Annotated in this window: 17 protein-coding genes and 1 tRNA gene; all 18 read right to left on the bottom strand. The window is 32.8% G+C overall.

Annotated elements, in window-relative coordinates:
• Window positions 1-106: 106 nt before the first annotated feature.
• Complete coding sequence (locus BTO05_RS11250; RefSeq protein WP_087492758.1) at window positions 107-823, bottom strand: LytR/AlgR family response regulator transcription factor; 717 nt, start codon at window positions 821-823, stop codon at window positions 107-109.
• A 9-nt stretch (window positions 824-832) separates the two neighbouring features.
• Window positions 833-1,150, bottom strand: coding sequence for a histidine kinase (locus BTO05_RS11245; protein ID WP_087492757.1), 318 nt, complete (start codon window positions 1,148-1,150; stop codon window positions 833-835).
• A gap of 3 nt (window positions 1,151-1,153) precedes the next feature.
• Window positions 1,154-3,616, bottom strand: coding sequence for a PAS domain S-box protein (locus BTO05_RS11240; RefSeq protein ID WP_232459735.1), 2,463 nt, complete (start codon window positions 3,614-3,616; stop codon window positions 1,154-1,156).
• A 5-nt stretch (window positions 3,617-3,621) separates the two neighbouring features.
• Entirely contained in the window at window positions 3,622-4,161 is a 540-nt protein-coding gene (locus BTO05_RS11235; RefSeq protein WP_087492756.1) for a heme NO-binding domain-containing protein, read from the bottom strand.
• The gene (locus BTO05_RS11230; protein WP_087492755.1) at window positions 4,158-4,571 is read right to left on the bottom strand and encodes a response regulator; all 414 of its coding nucleotides are present in this window, start codon (window positions 4,569-4,571) and stop codon (window positions 4,158-4,160) included. The genes BTO05_RS11235 and BTO05_RS11230 overlap by 4 nt, the downstream gene beginning before the upstream one ends.
• 126 nt (window positions 4,572-4,697) lie before the next feature.
• The gene (locus BTO05_RS11225) at window positions 4,698-4,889 is read right to left on the bottom strand and encodes a hypothetical protein (protein ID WP_157662580.1); all 192 of its coding nucleotides are present in this window, start codon (window positions 4,887-4,889) and stop codon (window positions 4,698-4,700) included.
• Between the two features lie 418 nt (window positions 4,890-5,307).
• Window positions 5,308-5,381: transfer RNA gene (locus BTO05_RS11220), tRNA-Arg, on the bottom strand.
• Window positions 5,382-5,393: 12 nt separating this feature from the next.
• A complete protein-coding gene (locus tag BTO05_RS11215; protein WP_087492753.1) occupies window positions 5,394-5,843 on the bottom strand; it encodes a GatB/YqeY domain-containing protein in 450 nt (149 codons plus the stop codon).
• Between the two features lie 118 nt (window positions 5,844-5,961).
• The gene (gene ftsZ, locus BTO05_RS11210) at window positions 5,962-7,887 is read right to left on the bottom strand and encodes a cell division protein FtsZ (RefSeq protein ID WP_087492752.1); all 1,926 of its coding nucleotides are present in this window, start codon (window positions 7,885-7,887) and stop codon (window positions 5,962-5,964) included.
• Window positions 7,888-7,933: 46 nt separating this feature from the next.
• Window positions 7,934-9,259 carry a cell division protein FtsA gene (gene ftsA, locus BTO05_RS11205; RefSeq protein ID WP_087492751.1) on the bottom strand — a complete coding sequence of 442 codons (1,326 nt, stop codon included), beginning with the start codon at window positions 9,257-9,259 and terminating at the stop codon, window positions 7,934-7,936.
• Window positions 9,260-9,262: 3 nt separating this feature from the next.
• A complete protein-coding gene (locus BTO05_RS11200) occupies window positions 9,263-9,985 on the bottom strand; it encodes a cell division protein FtsQ/DivIB (RefSeq protein ID WP_317041897.1) in 723 nt (240 codons plus the stop codon).
• Window positions 9,972-11,375 carry a UDP-N-acetylmuramate--L-alanine ligase gene (murC, locus tag BTO05_RS11195; protein ID WP_087493350.1) on the bottom strand — a complete coding sequence of 468 codons (1,404 nt, stop codon included), beginning with the start codon at window positions 11,373-11,375 and terminating at the stop codon, window positions 9,972-9,974. Before murC ends, BTO05_RS11200 begins: the two co-directional genes overlap by 14 nt.
• A gap of 24 nt (window positions 11,376-11,399) precedes the next feature.
• Window positions 11,400-12,512: an undecaprenyldiphospho-muramoylpentapeptide beta-N-acetylglucosaminyltransferase gene (gene murG, locus BTO05_RS11190; RefSeq protein ID WP_087492749.1), complete on the bottom strand. Its 1,113-nt coding sequence runs from the start codon at window positions 12,510-12,512 to the stop codon at window positions 11,400-11,402.
• A gap of 2 nt (window positions 12,513-12,514) precedes the next feature.
• Window positions 12,515-13,711, bottom strand: coding sequence for an FtsW/RodA/SpoVE family cell cycle protein (locus BTO05_RS11185; RefSeq protein ID WP_087492748.1), 1,197 nt, complete (start codon window positions 13,709-13,711; stop codon window positions 12,515-12,517).
• 7 nt (window positions 13,712-13,718) lie between these two features.
• Window positions 13,719-15,050 (bottom strand): UDP-N-acetylmuramoyl-L-alanine--D-glutamate ligase, encoded by a 1,332-nt coding sequence (gene murD / locus BTO05_RS11180; RefSeq protein WP_087492747.1) that lies wholly within the window; start codon window positions 15,048-15,050, stop codon window positions 13,719-13,721.
• Entirely contained in the window at window positions 15,051-16,292 is a 1,242-nt protein-coding gene (gene mraY, locus BTO05_RS11175; protein WP_087492746.1) for a phospho-N-acetylmuramoyl-pentapeptide-transferase, read from the bottom strand.
• A gap of 4 nt (window positions 16,293-16,296) precedes the next feature.
• Window positions 16,297-17,760: a UDP-N-acetylmuramoyl-L-alanyl-D-glutamate--2,6-diaminopimelate ligase gene (locus tag BTO05_RS11170; protein ID WP_087492745.1), complete on the bottom strand. Its 1,464-nt coding sequence runs from the start codon at window positions 17,758-17,760 to the stop codon at window positions 16,297-16,299.
• Window positions 17,757-19,715, bottom strand: a complete 1,959-nt coding sequence (locus BTO05_RS11165) for a penicillin-binding protein (protein ID WP_087492744.1) — start codon at window positions 19,713-19,715, stop codon at window positions 17,757-17,759. Before BTO05_RS11165 ends, BTO05_RS11170 begins: the two co-directional genes overlap by 4 nt.
• Between the last annotated feature and the right edge of the window lie 33 nt (window positions 19,716-19,748).

The following is a 19,748-nucleotide window of genomic DNA, read 5'->3' as shown; positions in this document are numbered from 1 at the left end:
TTAATAATATGAAACAAAACTATCTAGCTATCAGAGTTTATTTATTAATTTTCGATTGGCATAGAAATGGAAGCGACGGAAGACCGTTTACTATCGACCAATGGCTTTAAAGTAAATTTAGTCTTTTCATTAACTCAGGTCTATTTGAACGACTTACAGGTATCACATCCTTTTTTATAAGCACACTATTATCCTCGATATCAATAATTTTATCGACGTTAATAATATATGAACGATGTACTTTAAGGAATAAGCTATCTGGTAATTTCTCTTCAATTTTTTTAAGCGTTGAATGTACTGTATAATTTTTATCTTCTGTTTTTACATGGATATAATCGCCTTTGGCTTCTACCAAATAAATACTTGGGATATCGATTTTAATAAGTCTTCTATCGATATTGACATACAAATCATTGCCTGATGTCGTTTCGACTTTTTCAGTAGAACTTTCTCCAGTAGATTTTTTTACAGTTGGTGAAGACTCTGCTTTCTGAATTGCTTTTTGAAAACGTTCTGGTGTTATTGGTTTTACCAAATAATCGACAATACAATCGTACTCAAATGCTAGTATAGCAAAATTAGCATCTGATGTGGTAAGGATAATTTTTGGTATATTTTTTAAAGTTTCTATAAAATCAAAACCTGTAAAATCTGGCATATGAATATCCAAAAATATTAAGTCTACTATGTTTTGATTAAGATATTTTATGGCTTGCATTGCATTTGAAAATTCTTCCAACATATTCAAACTTGAGACATTTGAGCAATATTGAGAAATTATAGCTCTTGCTGTCGCTTCATCATCAATAATAATACAATTCATAAAGTAGGTTTATATGGTCTTTAAAAATTTTGTTATTAACTTTAATATAGATTCAAATTCAGCTTTACCCTTAGTACTATTTTGATTTAGGTTATTTTCATAATTAGCCGCTATTTCATAACCCTTAACAAGTCCTAAAATACTAATTTTATGTTTAATTTTATGAACATTTTCAGCTGTTGCTTTAAAATTTTTATCTTTAATATTATTAAGGTAATGTTTTTTCTCTATTGGAAACTCAGACTTTATGATATCTATTAATTTTTGCTGAAAAACCTTATCACCATCAGACATGCTTTTTAAATATGATAAATTTGGTTGTTGCATTTTCTATTTCTTAAGTGTAAAGTGAAAGGTTGTACCTTTACCATATTCGGATTCAACCCAAATCTGACCTTTATACAAGTCTACTATTTTTTTAACGATGGATAGTCCAATACCTGTGGAATTTTTACTTTTATTTAAAGCATTGAACATCTTAAAAATCTTGTCGTGATACTGTTTTTCAATTCCCATACCGTTGTCACTAATAGAAAACTGAAAAAATGAATTTTCATCTTCTATATCTAGTTCTATTAAGCCCTCCTTTTTGTCATTAAACTTAATAGCATTTCCAATTAAGTTTTGAAAGAGTTGCTGCAATTTAACCTTATCACCTTTTACAATCGGAAGTCGTCTTGTAACATTAAATTTTATATGTTTAGGAATTAATAAAATCTTTGAAAGTTCATTTATAAGCTCATTTAAATCTACATATTCAGTGTCATAATCATTTGAATTAATACCGGAATATTCCAAGACATTAGAAATCAAAAGTTCCATTTTTTCTAATATAGCTTCAATATGAGATAAATTTTGAAGACTATTTTCATCAAATTTATCTTGATTATCCTCCTTAAGCCAATTTACCAAAGCATTAATACTTCTGAGAGGTGACTTTAAATCATGTGAGACAATGTGTGCATATTCGTGCAATTCAAAATTACTTTTTTCTAATTTTTCTAATAACTCATTATTTGTTGCTTCTGCTTTTTCTCTTTTACTAATGTTAACCGCTGTTTCTATTTGTATTCCTACTATATGAGCAACACTTTCTAATGTTTTCAAATGTTCTTTGGTAAAATAATTTATATTTATGTGCTCAGCATCTATAATTCCTATTACTTTGCTATTTCTAATTATTGGGACTGTTATCTCTGAAAATCTCATCTTATCGTCTATAACATATCTACTATCTTTTGAAGTATCTTTTATCAGTTCTGACTTTCCCGTTTTAGCCACCTCACCGACAATTCCCTCTCCAAATGAAAAAGTTAATTTATTTAAAATATTTTTATCTTCATCCAATTTATTCCCTAGCGCCGCAACTTGTTGTAGCGTTTTATTAGTATTGTCAACAACATAAATTACACAATCTTCCGTTTGTAAATATTCTCCCAAAATATTAACGATTTCCCATGCTAATTCATTTACATTTATTTTACCTAAAATCGATTTTGTCAAATTATTAATCATTTGAAAAATCAAAGACTTATTCCTTTCTGTAGTTATATCTTCTATTGTTGCTATTTGATATTTTAATTCTCCGTTGTAATCTCGTACTCCAGAAACATTGGTCCTTGCCCATATATAAGATTTATCTTTACATCTGAATCTTTTATTGATTATAAAGTTATCAATTAGTCCTTGACTTAATTTATCTAAATTATGTTGATTCTCATAAAAATCATCTAATACTGTGATATGACTCATATTTTTTCCAAATAGTTCATTGCTTTTATATCCTAACATTTTATTGAAGCTTGGATTTGTTCTCAAAATTTTTTCATTCTTTCCAAGCACAATTCCTATGGAGGCATTATTTAAAATGATATCTAATTCATCTTTTTTCTCTTTTAATAGTTTTAAGTTTCTTTTTCCTTCCGTTATATCTAAATGAATTCCAATAGAACCAATTACATTTCCTTTTGCATCATAATTAGGTGCACCGCTTACAAGCCAACAACGTAAATCACCAGCTTTAGTCTTTACATTTAATTCATAAGAACTGGATTCCCCTCTAATTCGTTTTCTTGTTTCTGAATTAATAGTATTATTGCTAGGTTCAAAGAATAGTTCTGATCCTTTTTTTCCAATAAGTTCTTTTGCTGAATATCCAGACATAATTTCAAAACTTTGATTAACCATCAAAATTTCATCGTTGTTATTTACTTCAACTAAACCAAGATTCATATTGGCTATTACATTACTATACTTTTGTTTCTCGCTTTCAATTGCTAATTGATAATTGTTATCCAATGTTATATCTCTAATAATTCCTTGGGCGGCAACGGGAATATTGTTTTCATAGATGATACTGGCATTAATATGAATAAGTTTGTGCTCTTTCTTTAGCGTAACTATCTTTATTTTAAAATCTGTAATAGAACCTTTTTCATTTAAAGTCCTAAATGCAGGAGCTATGCGATGTACTTCTTTAGGATTGACAATTTTTATTAAATTATAATCATCTTTAGCACTTTGAAATCCTAACAATTCTACAGCGGCATCATTCATCTTTAAAACATTACCCCATAAATCCATAATCACATAAGCATCTACTATATTTTCAAAAACACCTTGAAGTTGAGAGGTAGTCTTATTATATAAGACATTAAGTTTTTCATGTGAGGTTTCTAATTTTTTATTCAGGTTATAAAGTTCAGCAGATTTAGCCTCTAGAATAGCTTCAGCAGCCTTTCTTGAGGCTCTTTCTCTAACCAGTGCTCTTTTAAGAATATCTACTTCCTCCAAAATCCTTATTTTTTATTTATAAAAAATCTTACTTCTGTGCCATCATCATTAAGTTTCTCAAATTTAATATCCACAGGGATGTTAAAGAGTTTAAATGTTTCTAGCATTAATCCTTTACCTAGCATGTATAAAGCTCTATCAGATTTGTAAACCATTACCATTTTAGTTTCTGTACGTTCTTCTAGTTCAAAAGTAGGTAATTGTGCTTCTGTATAAATTTTTTGCACGTCTACATGTATATGGTTTTCAATTGATGCTAAAAGATCCATAGGGGTTTTGTAATGCTCAATTAAACTGGGATAAGAGTTTATTAAAACAGAAAATAGATGTTCAGAGTAGACTAAAAGTAAATCATCGACAGATATATCGGTATTTTCACTCAGTTGAGATATAAGCTGTAGCATTTCTGAAAATTCATATGTACCTACTGAAGTGTAAACACCTCCAGACTTCAATTCTGACTGGTTGATGATTTTATCGACCATGCCAAGACCAAATTTATTCTCAACTAATTCTAAAAACTCGGTAAATATTATTCCTTTCATAATACTTTAATCAATTCATTAATACTCCAATATGATAATAATTTTTCTATTTTAAAAACATACTCCTCATATTTTAATGGTTTTAGAATGTAACCAGCTACACCTATTTTGTAGCACTCCAATAAATCACGTTGATTATTGGAGGTGGTTAATATTATGGTAGGTATATATTTTAGCCTTTCGTCAGTTTTTAGAATTTTTAAAAATTCTATACCATTAATTTTAGGCATATTTAAATCTAACAAAATAATGTCTGGAAGATTATCCTTTTGCTCAAGAGCTTTAAGTGCTTCTTCTCCGTTATTAGCTTCGATTATTTTATGGTTTAATTTTAGTGAACTAGTTGCTCTATTTAGCTTCATCACTTCAATCATATCATCTTCAATAAGCATTATTTTAAGAGGTATCATAATCAGTTTTTACATTTTAGAATAATGCAAGGTAAATTATGTACTATACTTATAATTTTGATTTCGGTTAAGCGAGATTAAGTGTCGTTGGATGGCAGTTAAGTGTCGACGAATGGAAATTAAAAATTAAGCTGCAGTTTTAACTTTTTTCATTATTGCATTAGTACTATTTAGCGTTGCTAGTTGTGCATCAATCTTTAATTGATTAAAGCTCTGAAGAAATTCTGATGAAAAGTCAGAATCTTCTCTGCAGGATAAATAATGTTCAAATTGACTAATATATTCTAAGTTTTTGAGACTTTGATTTAAATAAGACATGTCCATATCATTTATGGACTTAAATGGTTTCTCAGAGGAAAGACTCTTTACCTCTGGATGAGTTAGTAAAGAATTTTTGTAAATAAATAAAAATACTACTATTAAAAAAGTATTACTGTGAATAAAGGGATTAAATCTGCTAACATGAATAATGGTATTAATTATTACACGCAATATTAAATTGTTAACTCCCTTGTATTATAGTTTTTCGATGAATAAACAGTCTGAATAGTTAACTTGTAAATATTTATAGATGACGTCTTATAAAAAATCCTAATAACTCTATTTAAAGATATTAGGATTAATTGACCTCAAGAGGATTAGCTTCGCGCTTCCTAAAGCGTTCCGCTTTGAAAATAGTTTAAACTAAAAAATACTCGAGCAAACTCGGCATTTTTTCGTTTAAACTATTTATTCGTGACCTCGAGAGGATTCGAACCTCCAACCCTCAGAGCCGAAATCTGATATTCTATCCAGTTGAACTACGAGGCCTAAGTATACGATTTAAGACATTAATTTTGTCTTAACTATAGTAGATATTGTTTTACCGTCAGCTTGTCCAGCTAATTGCTTATTAACTATACCCATAACTTTACCCATATCCTTCATACCTTGGGCTCCTGTATCAGCTATTGCTTTTTCTACTACTACTGTGATGGCAGATTCATCTAATTGCTCGGGTAAAAATTGACTAATTATTTCTGCCTGAGCTAACTCCGGCTCTGCTAAATCTTGTCTATTTTGCTCTGTAAAAATCGACGCACTGTCTTTACGTTGCTTTACGAGTTTAGATAAAATTTTAATCTCATCTTCTTCGGATAATTCACCATTACCACCAGAAGTCTTTGCCAATAAAATCTCAGATTTAACTGCTCTTAGTGCAGCCAAAGCGGTCTGGTTTTTCTCTTTCATAGCCGCTTTCATTGCGGTCATTATATCTGCTTGTAAACTCATAATTCTAATTATTAATTTGGATTGCGAAGATACTAAACTATTAAAACAAAACCCGAAAAGCTGAGGGGCTTTTCGGGTTTGATACTTGTACTTAATTAGTACTTCAATAGATTAACCATTAATCGACATTATCATGTAAGAAAGAATTATTACTTCTTAACTGAATGTCGTCATTATCGTCTGTTCCTACAGAAGTGCGAGATACATTTGTCTCAGAAGAGTGCTGAGCGTCTTCTAAATTAACACCTTGTCTTTTGTACGCAGGTTCTTTTTCTATTTCGTCAATTTTTGCATTATTGAACTTGTAATTAAAGTCTTTCATTTTCTTACGACGCTCATCTGCTCTAGCTTTTAAGATTTCAGAAATTGGACTATTCATTGGGTCGATTTCACCTTGAATTTCTTCTTCAGCTTCTTCTGCAGGTAATGTCTTCTTTTCGAAAACAATTTCTTCTTTTACTTCAACTTCTTTCTTAGCTTGGGTAGTTGTTTCTGTATCTGAAGAGGAAATGTCATCTAAAACATAACGCTTCTCTCCTTCTTCATTTACAACATCAACAGATATTAATTCTATCGGATCTGTAACTGTAATTTCTTTGACTTCTTCTTCAAGTTGAAATAACATTTTTTCATCTCCTGTCTCTGGTTCTTCAATTTTTTCTCCATCAAATTGAGATAGTGGTAAATCAAAAGTCAAAGTGATTTGCTCTTCTTCCTTTTCTTCATCAGACACTTCAACTTCGTTTTGCTTAATTGGAGTGATGATAAAATCTTCTTCTGTGACCGGCTTTGCATCTAAAACTTCATCATAAATAACATTGATGTTTTTGATAGCATCAGTTGTTTTTATAAGCTCATTTTCAATTACTGAAGATTCTTCCTCAAAGTCATCTTCAGTTAATGTATGTATAATTGGTGCTTCAATGGCTTCTTTCTCTAAAACAATATCTGGAGATATAATAGCTGGTTCAATACCCTGAACTTCAACCTCTTCTTTAAAATCTTCTTCTAAAGCATGGATAACTTTCTTGGCCTCAGTATTTGAAATTTCGTTTTGTTGATCAATATCAAAACCTGTTGCTATAATCGTTACAGATATAGATTCCTGAAGTGATTCATCTTCACCAACACCCATTATAATGTTAGCGCCATGACCAGCTTCTGTTTGGATATGGTCATTAATCTCTCCAATTTCATCGATAGTAATCTCTTGAGAACCAGATACGATAAGCAACAATACATTTTTGGCTCCTGTGATTTTATTATCATTTAATAATGGTGAATCTAAAGCCTTCATAATCGCTTCTTGAGCACGTGTCTGACCTGAAGCTGTTGCAGAACCCATTATTGCTGTTCCACTTTTACTTAGTACTGTCTTAGCATCACGTAAATCAATATTTTGTGTATAGTGATGCGTAATAACTTCTGCAATACCTCGTGAAGCAGTTGCTAAGACCTCATCTGCTTTTGAGAATCCTGCTTTAAAACCAAGGTTCCCATAAACTTCACGAAGTTTATTATTATTGATTACAATTAAAGAATCTACTTGCGCTCTTAGTTTCTCTATACCTTCGTGAGCTTGCTGGTTACGCATTTTACCTTCGAACTGAAATGGCATTGTTACAATACCTACAGTTAAAATATCTAATTCTCGAGCCATTTTTGCAATAATAGGTGCGGCTCCTGTTCCGGTACCACCACCCATTCCTGCTGTTATAAATACCATTTTTGTATTGGTATCTAACATGCGTCTAATGTCTTCTAAACTTTCGACTGCAGATTGTTCTCCAACATCTGGATTTGCACCTGCACCAAGTCCTTCTGTAAGGTTTACACCTAATTGAATCTTGTTTGGCACACCACTGTTCTGGAGGGCTTGTGCATCAGTATTGCAAATAACAAAATCTACACCTTTGATGCCTTGTTGAAACATGTGATTAATTGCATTGCTTCCGCCACCACCAACACCAATGACTTTAATGACATTAGATTGATTTTTTGGAAGGTCGAAGGCAATATTCCCAAATTCGTTGCTGTTGCTCATATTAACTTTGTTATGGGGTTTTATTTATGGATTGATTAATTATATTTTATTCGGCGTTGTCTAAAAAATCTTTCACTTTTTCTGTGAGTTTATCTAAAAACGAACGACGTTCTTTTTGTACTTCTTTTGATATTTCTTCTTGATTTGACTCAATAGTTTCAGTTTCATTTACAGGGCTGCCTTCTTCTATTTCTTCAGCTAATTTTCGGTCTTGACGTTGTAAACCGTCCATAACTAGACCTACAGCTGTTGCAAAAAGTGGGCTTGCAATTTCTTCATCACTTCCGCCAGCTAAATGCTCGTTGGGATAGCCTATTCTGGTATCCATACCTGTAATATATTCTACTAATTGCTTAAGGTGCTTTAACTGGCTTCCGCCACCAGTTAATACAATACCAGCAATAAGCTTTTTCTTTTGTTCTTCGTGTCCGTAGTTTTTGATTTCTACATAGACTTGTTCTATAATTTCCACAACTCTAGCATGGATGATTTTAGATAAATTTTTGAGTGTAATTTCCTTTGGATCACGGCCTCTTAAACCTGGAATAGATACAATTTCATTATCCTTATTTTCTCCTGGCCAAGCTGAACCAAATTTCATCTTTAATAATTCGGCTTGTTTTTCGATGATTGAACAACCTTCTTTGATATCCTCAGTAATAACATTTCCACCGAAAGGAATTACAGCTGTATGACGAATAATTCCATCTTTAAAAACAGCTAAATCTGTTGTTCCACCACCAATATCAATTAAAGCTACACCTGCTTCTTTTTCTTCTTGGCTTAAAACCGCATTTGCTGAAGCCAATGGTTCAAGTGTGATACCTTCTAATTCTAAATCAGAACTTTTTACACAGCGCCCAATATTTCGTATTGAAGATACTTGACCAACAACGACATGAAAATTTGCTTCTAATCTTCCACCATACATCCCAATTGGCTCAGTAATTTCGGCCTGACCATCGACTTTAAATTCTTGTGGTAAAACATGAATAATCTCTTCTCCAGGAAGCATTACAAGTTTATGAACTTGGTTAATTAAACGATCAATATCGGCTTCATCAATCACCAATTCCGAATTTGCTCTTGTGATATAATCACTATGCTGTAAACTGCGTATATGCTGACCTGCAATACCTACAGTAACACCTTCTATTTTTTCTGAAGCGGCAACTTCTGCTTCTTGAACTGCTTGCTGAATAGATTGAATTGTTTGTGTAATATTATTTACAACACCACGATGAACGCCTAAGCTTTTAGATTTACCAACGCCTAAAATTTCAACTTTTCCGTATTCATTTTTTCGACCAATCATAGCCACAATCTTTGTGGTTCCTATATCTAATCCTACCGAAATATTATGCTTTTCCATAATTTATTTTTTGGTGCATATCACTTGGTTATCAAACCTTAAGTTTACACTACTATACGTGTTTATTGTCTTATCATTTACTGCTTTTTTATAAAAAGCTTTAAAATTATTTATCTTCTTTTCAAGCTTGTTTAAGCTTCCAAAGTTTAGTCTAAAATCGTATTTCCGCAATCTTAAACTTATGTTTTGGTCTGCATCTTGATTAATCTCTATGACATGCTGCTTTAGAAACTCATCTGCATCTATAACCATTGCAATTTTGTAAATTTTATCTAGCTTGGTTTTATAAACCGTACCTGTTACTAGCGGCACTCTTGCTGAATAATTTGTTGATAGCGGCATATACGAACCTTCATCATCAATATAGTATGAAGCGTTTGTATATACTCTTGCTATTGGTCTTTTTTGTTCAACTTCGGCAGTTAACCTTCCATTTACCGACATAAAGACCTCTGCATTTTTCACCATTGGATTAGAATTTAGGGCAGATTCTAATACATTCAAATCTATAATATCTTTAGTGTCATTATTAAGACCACTTGGATTTTGTATTAACAATTTACTAACATTATCATGTGTAAGAAATAAGTTAGCCGAACCTGAAAATTTCACCTCTGGTTTTGTGATGATGCGTGACTTATTTCTGGTATTTGTAAAAGCATACAAAAACCCTACTATCACTAGTAAAACCAATACTTTTATGTAACCACAATTAACTTTCAACACACAATGCTTTTTTAATCGTTTTTACTTCTTCTCCTATATCTCCAGCACCAATGGTTAAAATAACTTTGGCAGAACTGGCATTAATATTTTGTACTAACTCTTTTTTACCACTTAATACTTTGTTTTGATTAGATATTTTTCCTAATAACCAAGAAGAATTAACACCGTCGATTGGCAATTCTCTTGCAGGATAAATATCTAGAAGTATCACTTCATCAAACTGAGACAAAGCTTCTGCAAACTCGTCTACAAAATCTTTAGTTCTAGAAAAAAGATGTGGCTGAAATATTGCTAGTACCTTTTCTTCAGGATACATTTCTCTAACTGCTTGATGTACTGCATTAATTTCTTCTGGATGATGTGCATAATCATCAATAAAAACTAAATCATCAGTTTTGATCTGATATGTAAATCTTCGCTTTACGCCTTTGTAAGATGCTAAAGCTTTGGCGAGCTGTGGTCGAGGGAGACCATATTCTACAGACATCGCCAATGCTATCAATGCATTAGACAAGTTATGTCTACCAGGTAGGTTAAATCTGAAATCTTTTAGAATAGTTTCTGGGGTTTTTACATCAAAAATATAAGTTCCATTTTCTATTCTAATATTTTGTGCTGTATAGTCTGAATTATCTTCAATACCATATGTTATTCCTTCAATTGGCAAACCATTTCTAACAAATAGCTTTCCATTTGGCTTTATTTTTTTTGTAAAATCTTTAAACGATTTTGTTAGTTCTGAAGCATCTCCATAAATATCTAAATGATCCGCATCCATTGAGGTAATACATGCATAATTTGGTGACAGCGTTAGAAATGAACGGTCAAATTCGTCGGCTTCAACAGCTGTCACTTTAGTACCGTTAACGATAAGGTTTGAGTTATAATTTTCACTGATTCCTCCTAAAAAAGCGGTCATCTCTACACTACATTCATTTAGTAAATGCCCAAGTATACTCGTTGTCGTAGTCTTACCGTGAGTACCAGCAACAGCAAAACAAAATGTATTTTTAGTAATATCACCCAAAACCTCTGAACGCTTCTTCACCTTAAAGCCATTATCTAAAAAGTAATTGAATTCTGAGTGTGTTTTGGGAATAGCTGGTGTATAGATTATTAAGGTTGAAGACTGTTTTTTGAATTCAGCCGGAATACTATTTATATCATCTTCAAAATGAATCGAGACACCCAAATTCTCTAAAGCTTTTGTAATATCCGAAGGTGTTTTATCATAACCAGCAACCTTATTTCCATTAGCCACAAAATAGCGCGCCAGAGCACTCATGCCTATACCGCCGATTCCTATGAAATAGACAAAGGCCTTTCCTAAATCCTTTCCAGAGGAAAGGACTTGCTCACTGTTGTATGTATATTTCTCTTGTTTACTCATATTCATTTCTTCCCTCTGGGAAGATTAAGATAGGCTTTTCAAAAGCTTTTCTACCTCGTCTGCTATATCGATAGTTGCATTAACTAATGCTAATTTCTTAATATTCTTACCTAAGTTATTTCTTGTATTTTTCGATTTTAAAAGTTGCTCGAATACATTATCAAAATCAGTATCTAGCTGTACTTCTTTAATTAAAATAGCTGCATCTTTATTAACTATTGCTTGCGCATTTTTTGTCTGATGATCTTCTGCAACATTTGGTGATGGTATAAAAATCACAGGTTTACCAACGACACAAAGTTCAGAGACAGAACTTGCACCTGCTCTAGAGATAATAATATCAGCTGCCGCATAAGCTAAATCCATTTTATTTAGAAACGCATGTACTTGTACATTATCTTGTACTTTGTATTTACTGTACTGCTCGTGATATAATTTTCCGCATTGCCAGATTAATTGCACATCGTGATTTTTAAAAAATTCCAGCTTACTTTCAATGAGTTGATTTACACGTCTTGCTCCTAAGCTTCCACCTAAGACAAGAAGTGTAATTTTATTTTCATCTAAGTTAAATTCACTCAGAGCTGAAACCTTTTTACTTTCAATCTCTATTAAGTCTTTTCGGATTGGGTTACCTGTCAAAACAATTTTTTCTTTTGGGAAAAAACGCTCCAAACCTTCATAAGCCACACAGATACTATTTGCTTTTTTACTTAATAGCTTATTTGTAATTCCAGGATATGAATTCTGTTCTTGAATAAGTGTTGGAATATTTTTTGAGTTTGCCGCTTGCAGTAAAGGACCACTTGCAAAACCACCAGTCCCTATTACAACATTTGGTTTGAATTTACTAATAATTCGTCTAGACTTAAATAGACTTGACATTAATTTAAAAGGAAACATCAAATTCTTTAAAGTCAGTTTTCGTTGAATACCAGAAATCCAAAGTCCTTCAATCTTATAGCCTGCTTGTGGAACTTTTTCCATTTCCATTCGGTCTTTTGCACCAACAAATAAAAATTTTGAATTAGGAAACCGTGACTTTAATTCATTTGCAATTGCTATTGCAGGATAAATATGCCCGCCTGTTCCACCACCAGATAAAATAAAATTATATGTTGATTTATTTTGACTCAATCTTATATTGTTTCTGATAAAATATCTAAAGGATTATCCTCCGATTCTTCACCTTCTTTTGCTTTTATTTCTTCTCGCTTTGCGCTAACACTTATTATGATTCCTATAGCTAAACAAGTCATCCAAATTGATGTACCTCCGCTACTTATTAATGGTAAGGTCTGTCCTGTTACTGGAAACAACTCTACTGCAACTGCCATATTGATTAATGCTTGAAATACGATTGGCAAACCAACACCAAGTACCAAAAGTTTTCCAAAAATGGTATCTGATTTTTGAGACACAATAACAATCCGAAATAAAAACCAAGAATACATTGTAAGTAAAAACACACCTCCGAAAAGCCCATACTCTTCTATTATTATTGCAAAAATAAAATCTGATGACGATTGGGGTAATACATGCTTTTGCTTACTCTTGCCTGGACCTTGTGGCGTCACACCTACTGCTATAGCTATTTTAGCATTTTCAATTTGGTAATCTTCTTCCGTGTCTTCACCATTGGCAAAATTCTCAACTCTACTTATCCATGTATCGACACGGTTAGGCATTACATCTGGAAAAGATTTGGCTACTAAAACAAATAAAACTAACGCCATTATTCCCGAACCAATGATTACCATTAAGTATCTAATTGGATATCCTCCGAGAAAAGTCAACAAAACTACCATAGCAAAAATTATAGCTGTGGTTGAAAAGTTAGCTGGTAAAATCAAGGCTAGTACAACAAAAACCGGCATCCATAATGGCAAAATAGTTTCTTTAAAACCTACTTCTTTGTCTTTGATTTTAGATAGATAACGCGCCACATATACCATTAGAACAACAGATGCCAATGTTGATGTTTGAAACGACATATTTACAATTGGAATTTTAATCCATCGACTTGCATTAGCTCCATCTATAGTTGTACCCTGAAGTACTGTTACAATCAATAAAACTATAACTATAGGAATCATAACCATAGACAAACCTCTAAAGTAACGATAGGGTATGCGATGAACAGCATACATAATACTAAATCCTAAAAAAAGATGCACACCATGTTTAAACAAATAAGGAAATGTACTTCCTGAACCACCAGTATATGCCAAATTACTAGCAGCAGAAAACACAGGCAAAAATGAGAAAACAGCCAACAAAGCAGCTATCGCCCATATAAGCCTATCCCCTTTTATATTTTGAAACAAAGTCTGCATTAATTATTTATAATTTACGAACCGACTCTTTAAATTGTCTACCTCTGTCTTCATAGTTTTCAAACAAATCAAAACTTGCGCAAGCTGGAGACAGCAACACATTATCACCTGCACTCGCTATTTTATAAGCAATTTTTACAGCTTCACTCATAAACTGAGTTTCTATAATTACGTCGACCATATTCCCAAAAGTCTCCATAAGTTTTCCATTATCGACACCTAGGCAAATGATTGCTTTTACTTTTTCATTCACAAACTGAAAAAGCTCTTTGTAATCGTTACCTTTATCTTCACCACCAACTATCCAAACTGTAGGCGCTTGCATACTCTCTAATGCAAAATAAGTAGCGTTAACATTAGTAGCTTTTGAGTCGTTTATGTATTGCACTTTATTAATTCTAAGTACATTTTCTAAACGATGCTCCACACCCTGAAAGTTCTCTAAACTTTCTCTTATGGTTTGCTTTCTAATCTTAAGCAAATGAGCGGCCGTTGATGCAGCCATTGCATTTTTAACGTTGTGTTTACCGTCTAATGCTAGTTTCTTTATTGGCATAATTATTTGATTGTTATCTATAGTTATTATTATTTCTTTGTCTTTTATATATGCTCCATTTTCAACAACTTTAGTTAATGAAAATGGTAATTTTTGAGATTTAATGACGTGTGATTTCATCCAGTCTTCAATTACTGGGTCATCTGCATCGTAAATGAAAAAATCGTCCTCCGTTTGGTTTTCTACAATTCTGAATTTTGAAGCGATATAGTTTTCAAACTTATAATCGTAGCGATCCAAATGATCTGGGGTAATGTTTGTGAGAATTGCAATTTTTGGCTTGAAATCTTTTATATCATCTAACTGAAAACTACTTATCTCTAGCACATAGTTATCGTAATTTCCCTCTAAGATTTGCTTTGCGAAACTGTCTCCAATGTTTCCTGCTAAACCAACATTAAGATCTTGTTTTAAAATATGATGTGCTAAACTTGCAGTTGTTGTTTTACCGTTACTTCCTGTAATTGCAACTAAAGTCGCATCTGTATAATCTGAAGCGAACTCAATCTCTGAAACGATCGATATTCCAGCTTCGCGAATTTGTTGAACCAAACTCACTTTATCAGGAATTCCAGGGCTTTTCATTATGACATCTGCATTCAAAATTTTTGATTCTGTATGCTGTTTATCTTCCCATTTAATCTCATTATGTATAAGAACTTCCTTATATTTCTTTTTTATTTCGCCTTTATCCGAAACAAAAACATCGTATCCTTTTGCTTTTCCTAAAAGTGCTGTACCAACTCCACTTTCTCCTCCACCAAGAATCACTAGCCTTTTCATCTATCTAATTTTCAATGTCACAATGGTTAAAATGGCTAGAAGAATTCCGATAATCCAAAATCTTGTGACTATTTTACTTTCGTGATATCCTGATTTTTGATAATGATGATGTAAAGGCGACATCTTAAAAATGCGCCTGCCTTCACCAAATTTCTTTCTCGTGTATTTGAAGTAGCTGACTTGCATGACTACTGACAAATTTTCTGCTAAAAATATTCCACACAGAATAGGGATTAACCATTCTTTACGAATTGCAATTGCAATAACAGCTATAATTCCTCCAATGGTCAAACTTCCGGTATCGCCCATAAATACTTGCGCCGGATATGTATTGTACCATAAAAATCCAATTAATGCTCCAACAAATGCAGCGATGTAAATTGTAATTTCTGATACTCTTGGAATGAACATAATATCAAGATATTCTGAAAAAATAATGTTACCAGAAACCCAAGCAAAGATTCCTAAGGTGAGGACAATAATGGCTGAAGTTCCTGCAGCTAAACCATCAATACCATCTGTTAAATTTGCACCATTTGACACTGCTGTAATTATAAATATTGCTGCTAAAATGAAAATAACCCATGCGTATTTTTCTAAACTTGGACTTATCCATGTAATCAAATCTGCATAATCGAACTCATTATTTTTAACAAAAGGAATTGTTGTTTTTGTTGACTTTTCTTCAGCTTCAAATAATTTAAAAGGCTCTATGTCTGGATTTTCAGCAAGCAGTACTTTTTGTTGCTCAATTGGTAACTTTTCCTTCATCGTTACGTCTTGATGAAAATATAATGTTGCTCCAACGATTATACCCAAACCAACTTGTCCAAGGACTTTAAACCGTCCTTTTAAACCTTCTTTATTGTTTTTAAATTTTTTGATATAATCATCTATAAAACCAATTGCTCCCATCCAAATCGTAGTCACAATTAGCAGTATGATATATATGTTTGCCAATTGAGCTAGTAACAACACTGGTATCAATGTTGCTAGGATTATGATTAAGCCGCCCATTGTTGGTGTCCCTGCTTTTTCGGCCTGACCTTCTAAACCTAAATCTCTAATTGTTTCACCGACTTGTTTTTTCTGAAGAAATTTGATAATTCTTTTTCCATAAACAATAGAAATCAACAAAGACAAAATCATCGCGATAGCTGCCCTAAATGTTAAGAACCCAAAGAGTGTTGCTCCAGGAAACTGGAACTGTTTTTCTAAATAATCAAATAGGTAGTATAACATAGTTTTACTTTTGCAATTGCCTTAATAATTTCGCTACGACTTTATAATCATCAAAATCTGATCTTTTACCATTTATCTCTTGATAGGTTTCGTGACCCTTACCAGCAATAAGAATAATATCATTGGGTTGCGCCATTTGACACGCCGTCTTTATAGCCTGTTTTCTATCTAAAATTGAAACTACTTTTTTAAAATTCTGAGGTTCTACACCAGCTTCAATATTTTCTATAATTGTTTGAGGATTTTCCGTTCTAGGGTTATCACTTGTAAAAATGACCTTTGTGCTTAAAGCTGAAGCTATATGTCCCATTTTAGGTCTTTTTTCGGCATCTCTATCACCACCACAACCCACGACTGTAATCAATTCTTCGTTTTTAGTCCGTATCGCATTGATAGTTTCTAGCACGTTTTTTAGTGCATCTGGTGTATGCGCATAATCAACAATAGCTGTAATTTTCTCTTCGGACACAAAATATTCGAAACGTCCGCTTACACTTTCTAACTCACTTATGTATCTTAAACTTTCTTCATTATCTAACCCCAACAATTCTGAAGTGGCATAAATTGCCAACAAATTATAGGCGTTAAAATTTCCAATTAGTTTTGTCCAAACCTCATTATCATTCAACTTTAAAAGCAATCCTCCAAATTGATTTTCTAAGATTTGAGCCTTGTAATCTGCATACGTTTTTAAAGCGTAAGTATATTTTTTTGCATTGGTGTTTTGGATCATTACCAGACTGTTTTTATCATCAGTATTCACCAAGCAAAATGCCGTTTTTGGCAAAGCATCAAAAAACGCTTTCTTCACATCTCTATATTCCGCAAATGAATTATGGTAATCTAAATGGTCGTGAGATAAGTTTGTGAAAATTCCGCCAGTAAAATACAACCCTTCAGTTCTACTTTGATGAATACCATGAGAACTCACTTCCATAAAGCAGAATTCTACACCATCTTCGCTCATTAACTGTAAGTACTTGTTTATAGTTAAAGAATCTGGCGTGGTATGTGTCGCCTTATACTCTGTATTATCTACCATAATTTTTACCGTAGATAACAACCCAACTTTATAACCTGCTTTTTTAAATAACTGGTATAATAGAGAACTAACAGTAGTTTTTCCGTTAGTTCCTGTTGTACCGACTAACTTTAAATTTTCTGAAGGATTTTCGTAATAATTGGCTGCCATAAAGGCTAAAGCTTTATTAGAATTTTCGACTTCTATGTATGTAATATCAGCCACCAAATCTTCTGGTAACATCTGACATACAATTGCTTTAGCACCATCACTAATAGCCTTGTTGATATAATCGTGTCCATCAGAAATAGCACCAACAATCGCTACAAAAACATCATTAGATTCTATCTTTCGTGAATCGAATTCAATTTTATTTATAGCAATGCTAGTGCTACCCACAACTGCGTTAATAGTAACCTTATACAATATGTCTTTTAAAGGTTTCAAGATGCTTCTAAAACAATGGTTTGATTAAACTTAAGCTTTATATCTTTTGAAATAGATTGTGATGTAACGACTCCACTTCCGTTTACTTTTACTTTTACTTTTACTTCCATATTCTCCAAAAACGCAACAGCATCCATAGCAGGAAGACCTACTAAATTTGGCATAATGGTTTTGTATTTATTTGAAATTGAGTTGAATTTCTCAAAATCTTGAACAACCTGAGGATTATTAAATTCGACAGACTGCATCTCATCAATTAAAGGTGTGTCGGTATATATTTTTTGTGCGATTCGTTTGAAAACTGGCCCAGAGACATCGGCGCCATAAAAACCAACTTTAGTGCTTGGTTTATGTATAACCACTATACATGAATACTTAGGATTTTCCGCCGGAAAATATCCTGCAAATGATGACACATATTTTCGGTCTTTTAACCACGCATCGTAATCTCCATAGTCAGTTCGGGCTGTGCCAGTTTTTCCTGCCATTGAAAATGTTTCAGAATACAGCTTCTTTCCTGTTCCTCTTACTACTATATTTTTTAGAATGTCTTTTATTTTGAAAAGTGTTTGGTCGGAGCAAATTTTATCTACCAATACTTCCTTCTCAAAAACTTCTATATCTCTATCAAACTCTTTAACTGCTCTTAAGAACCTTGGCTTAATCAACTGACCATCATTAGCTATAGCATTATAAAAAGCTAATGTTTGCAAAGGTGTCAATTTCATATTGTAACCATAAGCTATAGAGGGCAATGCATTTTTACTCCAGATCTCATCACCTGGTTTAGGTATATCAGGAATACCTTCTCCAATAATCGAAACACCTAATGTGTCATTTAATCTCCACGAATAAAGTCTATTTAAAAACTTAAGAGGTTTGTCTTTATAATTATCATCAATAATAGTAGCCAGACCTATATTCGAAGAAACTTCTAGAGCTTTTGCCGCAGAAATTTTTCCATGACCAGCTCCAGAATCATTTATATCACGTCCATAAAATCTTTTACGTCCGTTTTTAGTATCAACTACAGTAGAAGTATCAATTACCTTATCCTCTAAGGCTGCCATCATTACCATAACTTTAAAAGTAGAACCTGGCTCATGACTTTCGCCTACGGCATAATTAAGACGCTCGTAATATTTACCTTCACGGTTACGACCCAAATTAGAAATAGCTTTTATTTCGCCTGTTTTCACATCCATTACTACTACGCAGCCATGCTCAGCCTCATACTTTTCCAGCTGACCTAACAAAGAGTGGTGTGCTATATCTTGAACATTTACATCAATGGTTGTGTAAATATCATAGCCATTCTGTGGCTCTACTTCATTGACATCCCTAATAGGTTTCCATTCACCTTTTCCAATTTTTTGCTTAAGACGTCTACCATTTTTACCTCGTAAATAATCCTTACCAAAAGCACCATCTATACCAACACGTGTGTAATAGTTGTTTTCGTCTTTCCGTTCGTATCCAATCGAACGCTCAGCAATGCCTCCTAAAGGATGTTCACGTTTTGTTGTTTGATCATACACAAAACCTCCACGTATAGATCCTAATTTAAAAAGCGGAAAATCCCGAACTCTTACAAACTCCGAATAGGATAGATTTTTAAGCAATAACAAATACTGATCCTTTGTGTTTCTTGCTTTTGTTATTTTTTTCTCAATACTACCAGAAGACTTTCCTGTAAAAACTGACAATGAATCACAAAGTGGTTTTATGTATTTATTGAAATTTTTATTTGAAGACGTTACAGCATCTATACCAATATTATATTTTGGAATAGATGTCGCAAGCAAGCTACCATCAGCAGAATACACATTACCACGATTCGCAGGAATATCAAATGCTCTAACAGAACGTTTTTGCGCCATCGCACGATATTTATCACCGTCGACAAACTGAATTGTACACAACTTAAAAACAACGGCAAGTGCAAAGACAAACATACAGCCTGCTACGAAGTACAATCTGTTTAATAT

It is taken from the genome of Winogradskyella sp. PC-19, from assembly GCF_002163855.1.
Lineage (GTDB): Bacteria > Bacteroidota > Bacteroidia > Flavobacteriales > Flavobacteriaceae > Winogradskyella.
This window is presented reverse-complemented; position numbering and strand designations above follow the sequence as displayed.